Annotated in this window: 7 protein-coding genes; 1 reads left to right on the forward strand and 6 read right to left on the reverse strand. The window is 58.1% G+C overall.

Annotation, left to right across the window (positions count from 1 at the left end; genetic code table 11):
* The 6 genes from Q0341_RS00540 to Q0341_RS00565 form a co-directional block, all read right to left on the reverse strand.
* The coding region (locus tag Q0341_RS00540; protein WP_299509804.1) for an ATP-binding cassette domain-containing protein at positions 1-237 on the reverse strand (237 nt) is incomplete at its 3' end.
* Positions 237-1007 (reverse strand): ABC transporter ATP-binding protein, encoded by a 771-nt coding sequence (locus Q0341_RS00545; RefSeq protein WP_299509806.1) that lies wholly within the window; start codon positions 1005-1007, stop codon positions 237-239. The genes Q0341_RS00545 and Q0341_RS00540, both read right to left, overlap by 1 nt.
* Complete coding sequence (locus Q0341_RS00550) at positions 1004-2296, reverse strand: branched-chain amino acid ABC transporter permease (protein WP_299509808.1); 1293 nt, start codon at positions 2294-2296, stop codon at positions 1004-1006. The genes Q0341_RS00545 and Q0341_RS00550 overlap by 4 nt, the downstream gene beginning before the upstream one ends.
* 4 nt (positions 2297-2300) lie before the next feature.
* On the reverse strand, positions 2301-3335 hold the full coding sequence (locus tag Q0341_RS00555; RefSeq protein ID WP_108362959.1) for a branched-chain amino acid ABC transporter permease: 1035 nt from the start codon (positions 3333-3335) through the stop codon (positions 2301-2303).
* A 208-nt stretch (positions 3336-3543) separates the two neighbouring features.
* Positions 3544-4776 carry a branched-chain amino acid ABC transporter substrate-binding protein gene (locus tag Q0341_RS00560; RefSeq protein WP_299509814.1) on the reverse strand — a complete coding sequence of 411 codons (1233 nt, stop codon included), beginning with the start codon at positions 4774-4776 and terminating at the stop codon, positions 3544-3546.
* Positions 4777-4902: 126 nt separating this feature from the next.
* Positions 4903-6531 carry a 3-(methylthio)propionyl-CoA ligase gene (locus Q0341_RS00565; RefSeq protein ID WP_299509816.1) on the reverse strand — a complete coding sequence of 543 codons (1629 nt, stop codon included), beginning with the start codon at positions 6529-6531 and terminating at the stop codon, positions 4903-4905.
* 136 nt (positions 6532-6667) lie between these two features.
* Between Q0341_RS00565 and Q0341_RS00570 the strand changes: the two genes are divergently transcribed.
* Positions 6668-7533, forward strand: an 866-nt coding sequence (locus Q0341_RS00570) for a protein adenylyltransferase SelO family protein (RefSeq protein WP_299509818.1), incomplete at its 3' end; no start/stop codon positions are given.

Here is a 7533-nt window from a genome sequence, read left to right on the forward strand (position 1 = left end):
ATAACCGACGCCAAGGTGGGCGATTTCATAGGCTTTTTTGCCTTGGATCGACTGGCTCTTCCAGTCGATGCGCCCCTCGCATTCGACCAAACCCATGATGGCTTTGGCCGTGGTGGAGCGCCCTGAACCGTTGCGGCCCAGCAAGGCCACGATTTCCCCTGGCCCAACCCCGAAACTGACGCCATGGAGCACATGGCTTTTGCCGAAATAGGCGTGAAGGTTTTCGACTTGGAGCATCAATGGCCTCCTGCTTGCGTGTCTGCGACGGGTGAGCCCAGATAGGCCTCTTGCACGCGGGCGTTGGCCCGCACGGCCTCGGGGGTGTCAAAGGCGATGACTTCGCCATAGACCACGACTGCGATTTTGTCGGCCAGGCCAAACACCACGCCCATGTCGTGCTCAACTGTGAGCAGGGTTTTGCCCACGGTGACGTCTTTGATGAGTTGAATGAAGCGGCTGGTCTCGCTTTTGCTCATGCCGGCGGTGGGTTCGTCCAGCAAAATCACATCGGCCCCGCCGGCAATGGTGACGCCAATTTCCAGGGCGCGTTGCTCGGCGTAGGTCAGGTTGGTGGCCAGCACATCGCGCTTTTTGTCGAGGTGAATCATCTGCAGCAGCTCGTCCGTCCGGTCATTGGCATCCTTGAGGTTGGACAAGAATTTGAAGAAGCTGTATTTGTAGCCCAGGCTCCAGAGCACTGCACAACGCAGGTTCTCGAACACACTCAACTTGGGGAAGATGTTGGTGATCTGAAAACTGCGGGACAAGCCCATGCGGTTGATTTCGTAGGGGGTTTTGTTCTGGATGCGCTGACCATTGAGCAAGATGTCGCCGCTGGTGGGGCCAAAGCGGCCACTGATCAGGTTGAACAGCGTGGACTTGCCAGCCCCGTTGGGGCCGATCACCGCCACGCGTTCACCGGCCTGAACGGCCAGGTCCACACCGCGAATGATTTCGGTCTTGCCGAAGTTCTTGCGAACGTTTTTGAGTTCAAGGGCGACACTCATACTGCAGCTTCCCTTCGCTTGATTTCTTTTTCGATGTCGGTTTGGATCTCACCCCAGTCGCGGGCGAACTGACGCCGTGCCAGCTCGAACAGGCCCAGGCCCGTGAGCATGACAAAGGCCGAACCAAACCAGCTGTCCACGCTCTTGGCGTTGAGTGTGGCCCCCATGAAGGTGACGGTGTCGCCCAAGGCTGAGTTGAGCTGCAAGTGGTAGACCATCTCGATCATGGCTCCTGCCCCAGCCAACATGACGATGGACGTCAAGCCGAGTGCCAAATAACTGGCCGCAATTTGGCGCAGCTTGCCAAATTTGGCCACCCGCAGGTTCATCATGATCAGGCTGGCAATGCCGCCCGGGGCGTACATGACCATGAACAAAAACACCAAGCCCAGGTACAACAACCAGGCCTTGGTCAGCTCAGACAGCAGCACAAAGGCAATGATCATCAACACGGCACCAATGATGGGGCCGAAGAAAAAGGTGGCCCCACCCAAAAAGGTGAACAACAAATAAGCACCGGATCGGGCCGCACCCACCACTTCTGCCGTGACGATCTCGAAGTTGAGCGCCGCCAAGCCTCCAGCAATACCGGCAAAAAAGCCGGAAATGATGAAGGCCGTGTAGCGCACACGTTGGGTGTTGTATCCGATGAACTCGACGCGTTCGGGGTTGTCGCGCACCGCATTCAGAATGCGGCCCAAGGGGGTCTGTGTCAAAGCGTACATGAGCGCCACACACACAAAGGTGTAAGCAGCGATCAGGTAATAGACCTGTATTTGCGGGGCATAGGTGATGCCAAAAAATGGCTCTCCGGCCACCCGGTCACCCGAGACGCCCGCCTCGCCACCGAAAAATTCAGAGAACATGAGCGACATGGCGAACACCAGCTCGGCCACACCCAGAGTGATCATGGCAAAGGTGGTGCCGGATTTTCGGGTGGTGACCCAGCCCAGCAAAATGGCAAAGCCCATGCCAGTCAGGCCGCCAACGATGGGCAAAAGACTGACGGGCAAGTGGAGCTTTCCAGCCGTGACCGCGTTCAGCGCGTGCATGGCCATGTAGGAGCCCAACCCTGTGTAGACCGCGTGGCCGAAACTGAGCATGCCACCCTGCCCCAACAAGATGTTGTAGGACAGGCAAGCAATGATGGCGATGCCCATTTGCGCCAGCATGGTGACCGACAAGTTGTTGGTGAACACCAAAGGCGCGAAGATCAGCACGAGCGCAAACAAGCTCCAGATGACCCAACGGCCCACGTTGTAAGGTTTGAATTTGTAAACAGCAGCCATGTCTTTAAGTCTCGCGGGTACCCAAAAGGCCTTTGGGCCGGAAGATCAGGATCAACACCAGGAACAGGTAGGGCAAGATCGGCGCCATCTGTGACAGCGTGAGTTTGGCAAACGTATTCTCTTGCGTCGCAGCCGAAACCGACACGCCCAGGTCTTGGGCCAAAGAGAGAAATGAGTAGTCGATGGCCACGGCAAAGGTCTGGATCACGCCAATCAGCACAGAGGCCAAAAATGCGCCAGACAATGAGCCCATGCCGCCCACCACCACGACCACAAAGATGACCGAACCCACCGTGGCGGCCATGGCCGGCTCGGTGACAAAGGTGCTGCCGCCGATCACGCCAGCCAAACCAGCCAGGCCTGTGCCAGCGCCAAACACCAGCATGAACACGCGTGGCACGTTGTGACCCAGCGACTCCACCATCTCGGGATGCGTCAAAGCCGCTTGAATCACCAAGCCAATGCGGGTGCGGGTGAGCAGCAGCCACAAACCCAACAACATCAACAATGCCACCAGCATCATGAACGCTCGGGTTGCAGGAAATGGTGAACACACGAGACGAATGGCGGCATCGGCCGCTGTACACATCTCTGCGGGCGCAGCCCCCCAAACCATGCTCAGACCATTGACTGAGTGGTTGATCAGAGTGAAGGCCGAATGCCGAAGAATGTCTGGTGGCGTGAACTCCACTGCCGTGCGGCCCCACAAGAGCTGAACCAGTTCGACGATGACGTACGACAGCCCGAAAGTGACCAAGAGTTCAGGCACATGGCCAAACGGATGGACTTTACGCAGTGTGATGCGTTCAAACAGCGCACCACAAACACCCACCAGCAAGGGCGCGATGACCAATGCGGGCCAAAATCCGACAAGCTCTGTCAGGCTGTAGCCAAAGTAAGCACCAATCATGTAAAAGCTGGCGTGCGCAAAGTTGAGCACACCCATCATGCTGAAAATCAGCGTCAGCCCGGAGCTGAGCATGAAGAGCAACAACCCGTAACTGAGGCCGTTGAGCATGGAGATGATGAAAAACTCCATAAAAAACTTTCCAGGCCCGTGTGGGCCTAACTGCGTTACCGAAAGTAGGTTTGCACAAGACAACCTAGCAAAGACTTAAAAATCAGAAGTCAAAAAAAAGCCCGAAAAACATCTGTTGATCGGGCCTGACCCCACCCTCACATGAACCGTGATGAACGCAAAGCGCGCCATCACAGTCAAGAAAGTTGGGGCTATGAGAGGCCTGGCATTAACCAGGACGCTTCATTTGGCAGCTGGTGGGTGTGCTGGCCACGTAAGCAGGGATGTCTTTGACGGGGGCCAAAGTCATGCCTGTGTTTTCTGGGCTGTATGGAAACTTCTTGTCCGCCTTTTGCCACACGGTCATGTACAAGGGCTGCTGCAGTTGGTGGTCCGTCTTGCGCATTTGCACTTCACCATTGAAGGTGTTGAAGGTCAAACCCTCCAGGGCTGCCGCAACCTTGACGGGATCGGTTGACTTGGCCTTGGCCATCGCAGCGCCGAGCGATTCGTAAATGCGGATGACAGAATGCGTGTAAAAGTCGTCGCTGAAACGCTTTTGGAATTCAGCAGCCCACTTGTCCATTTGACCGCCCATGTTGTAGTGACCATAGGCGATTTGGTAAACACGGCCTGCACCATTTTGACCTAGCGCCGTAGGCGTGCCGCTCACACCGGTGTAGTAGGTGTAGAAATTGCCGTTGTAACCGCCTTCATTGGCCGCTTTGACCAACAAAGCGAGGTCAGAACCCCAGTTGCCCGTGATCACCGTGTCTGCCCCAGAAGCTTTGATCTTGGCAATGTAGGGCGAGAAGTCACGAACTTGGGCTAGCGGGTGCAAGTCTTCACCCACGATCTTCACATCAGGACGCTTGCGGGCCAAGTTCTCTTTGGCGAACTTGGCCACTTGCTGGCCATGGGAGTAATTTTGATTGAGCAGGTAGACTTTTTGAATGTCTTTTTTGTCCGCCATGAACGAGGTCATGGCCTCAATTTTCATGGATGTGTCTGCATCAAAACGGAAATGCCAATAGCTGCATTTCGCATTGGTCAAGTCTGGATCCACCGCCGAGTGGTTCAAGAAAATCACTTCCTTGCCGGGGTTACGCGCGTTGTGCTTGTTGACCGCATCCACCAGCGCACCGGCGATACCGGAGCTGTTGCCCTGTGTGATGTAGCGAACACCTTGGTCCAAGGCGGCCTTGAGCGCGTTCAGGCTTTCAGCGGGGCTGAGTTTGTTGTCAATGCCAATCACCTCGAACTTGACGCCAGCCGGGTTGGTCTTGCTGAATTTTTCGGCAAAGAACTGGAAGCTCTTGAGCTGGTTGCTGCCCACGGGGGCCATCAGACCGGAGAGTGGGTCGATCCAGGCAATCTTGACGGTCTCGCCTTTTTGGGCATAAGCGCCCAACGAACATGCTGCAAAAGCGGCTGCGGCGATCAAACGGGTGGTGGTCTTCATTCAAGGTCTCCTGCTTTGTGAATTTGAACAGCGTCAGCGTAACCGCTGATCGCGTAAATCACGTCGGGGTTTGCCCCTAAGGCATATCACCCGTGCGACTCTGGAGTCGCACGGTTTGGGCGCAGGTCAGAGGCCTGGCAACACGTAATCGGCCAATTGCTCGCGCAAACGGGTCTTGAGCATCTTGCCGGTACCGCCCAAGGGTATGGCCTCGACAAAGACCACATCGTCCGGGATCTGCCATTTGGCCGTCTTGCCTTCGTAAAAAGCGATCAGCGCTTCGCGGCTCAGCTCAGCACCGGGCTTCTTGACCACACACACAATCGGGCGCTCGTCCCACTTGGGGTGGCGCATGCCGATGCAGGCTGCCATGGCCACAGCCGGGTGGGCCATGGCGATGTTTTCAACATCGATCGAGCTGATCCACTCACCGCCCGACTTGATCACGTCCTTGCTGCGGTCGGTGATTTGCATGAAGCCATCGGTGTCGATGGTGGCCACATCGCCCGTAGGGAACCAGCCGTCCACCAAGGGGTTGCCGCCTTCTTGCTTGTAATACGACGTGATGACCCAGGGGCCTTTGACCAGCAAGTCGCCTGCGGCCTTGCCGTCGTGCGGCAGGGTTTGGCCTTCGGCGTCCACGATCTTCATATCGATGCCATAAATGCAGCGGCCTTGCTTCATGCGCAGCTTCATTTGAGCTTCGGCTGGCAAGCTCAAATGCTTGTTCTTGAGGGTGCACACCGTGCCCAGCGGGCTCAGCTCGGTCATGCCCCAAGCGTGCAGCACGTCCACGTTGTAGTTCTGGCGGAAGGCGTCGATCATGGCTGGCGGGCAAGCCGAGCCGCCGATCACCGTGCGGTTGAGTGTGCTGAACTTCAGGCCTGCGGGCAGCATGTGGCCCAGCAACATTTGCCACACAGTGGGCACGCCGGCAGCAAAAGTCACGCCCTCGGCTTCGATCAGCTCGTACACCGATTTGCCATCGAGCGCCGGGCCGGGGAACACCAGTTTGGCACCCGCCATGGCCGCGCTGTAGGGGATGCCCCAGGCATTGACGTGGAACATGGGCACCACCGGCAAGATGGCGTCGCGGGCAGAAATGCACATGGAGTCGGGCAAAGCGGCGGCGTAGGCGTGCAGCACCGTGGAGCGGTGGCTGTACAAAGCGCCCTTGGGGTTCCCTGTGGTGCCGCTGGTGTAGCACAAGCTGCAGGCAGTGTTTTCGTCGAGTTGAGGCCAGGTGTAGGTGTCCGGCTGCTGGCCCATCCAGGCCTCGTAACTCACCAAGTTCGGGATGCCGGTATCGGCCGGCAGTTTGTCGGCATCACACAGGGCCACAAAGTGCGTGATGGTGGTGCATTTGGCGTGCACGGCTTGGACCAGGGGCAAAAACGTCATGTCAAAGCACAACACCTGGTCTTCTGCGTGGTTGGCGATCCAGGCCAATTGGTCCGGGTGCAGACGGGGGTTGATGGTGTGCAGCACGCGGCCTGAACCGCTCACGCCAAAGTACAGCTCCAGATGGCGGTAGCCGTTCCAGGCCAGCGTGGCGATGCGGGCACCTTGGGGCAGCTGTTGCGCATCCAGTGCGTTGGCCACTTGACGCGAGCGGCGGGCCACATCGGCCCAGGTGTAACGGTGAATATCGCCCTCCACCCGGCGCGACACGATTTCGCTGTCGCCATGGTGTTTCTCGGCAAAGTCGATCAATGAAGAAATCAGCAGCGATTGCTGTTGCATCAGTCCCAGCATGGGTTGGTCTCCTGTCAGTGGGGGTTGTTCTCAAGCGGATCATTGTGCACCCGGCACTGGGCAGTTCGAGGGGCCATGCAGGGCTTAAAACCCGCAAAACACCGGGTACTTGTCATGGGCGTGACAATCAAGCCCCATGTCATCTGCACCTTTGGATATTTCCGCCCACCAGCCGCACGCATCACCCGTGCTGAACTGGACACACCGCCTGACCGAATTGGGTCCCCGGTTTTTCACGCCCCTGCAGCCCACCCCCGTGGCCGCGCCGCGCTGGGCTGCCTGCAATGAAGACTTGCGCACCGAGTTGGGCTGGCCTGCCGAGTTGTTTGACGACGATCACCTGCAAGCCTTTGCGGGCAATGCGGTCATGGCGGGCTCCACCCCTTTGGCCACGGTCTACAGCGGCCACCAATTCGGCCAATGGGCCGGCCAGCTGGGCGACGGACGTGCCATCTGGCTGGGCGAGGCCGCATCGGCCCAAGGCCCGCAAGAGATTCAGCTCAAAGGCGCAGGCCGCACCCCTTATTCGCGGGGGGGCGATGGCCGGGCCGTGCTGCGCTCCAGCATCCGCGAGTATTTGTGCAGCGAAGCCATGCACGGCTTGGGCATCCCAACCACCCGAGCGCTGTGTTTGGTGGCTTCGCCCGAGCCTGTGCGCCGCGAAGAGATCGAAACCGCCGCCGTGGTGGCCCGCGTGGCTCAGAGCTTTTTGCGTTTTGGGCACTTTGAACACTTTTCAGCCCAGGGCGACACGGACAGCCTGCGCAAGCTGACCGACCACGCTGTTGCTCATCACCTGCCCGAATGCCGCGAGCGCGCCGCGCTGTGGCAGGGCAATGTGTACGCAGCCCTGCTGGACGAGGTGCAAGAGCGCACTGCCAAACTGTTGGCGCAGTGGCAAGCGGTGGGTTTTTGCCACGGCGTGATGAACACCGACAACATGAGCCTCTTGGGCCTGACAATCGACTACGGTCCTTTCCAATTTTTAGACGGCTTTGACCC

Origin of the sequence: uncultured Limnohabitans sp. (genome assembly GCF_937889215.1) — a bacterium.
Classification (GTDB): Bacteria; Pseudomonadota; Gammaproteobacteria; order Burkholderiales; family Burkholderiaceae_C; genus Limnohabitans_A.

Coding starts and splice junctions, on each gene's coding strand:
- Q0341_RS00545 (WP_299509806.1), bottom strand. CDS start 1,007: ATGAGTGTCGCCCTTGAACTCAAAAACGTTCGCAAGAACTTCGGCAAG.
- Q0341_RS00550 (WP_299509808.1), bottom strand. CDS start 2,296: ATGGCTGCTGTTTACAAATTCAAACCTTACAACGTGGGCCGTTGGGTC.
- Q0341_RS00555 (WP_108362959.1), bottom strand. CDS start 3,335: ATGGAGTTTTTCATCATCTCCATGCTCAACGGCCTCAGTTACGGGTTG.
- Q0341_RS00560 (WP_299509814.1), bottom strand. CDS start 4,776: ATGAAGACCACCACCCGTTTGATCGCCGCAGCCGCTTTTGCAGCATGT.
- Q0341_RS00565 (WP_299509816.1), bottom strand. CDS start 6,531: ATGCTGGGACTGATGCAACAGCAATCGCTGCTGATTTCTTCATTGATC.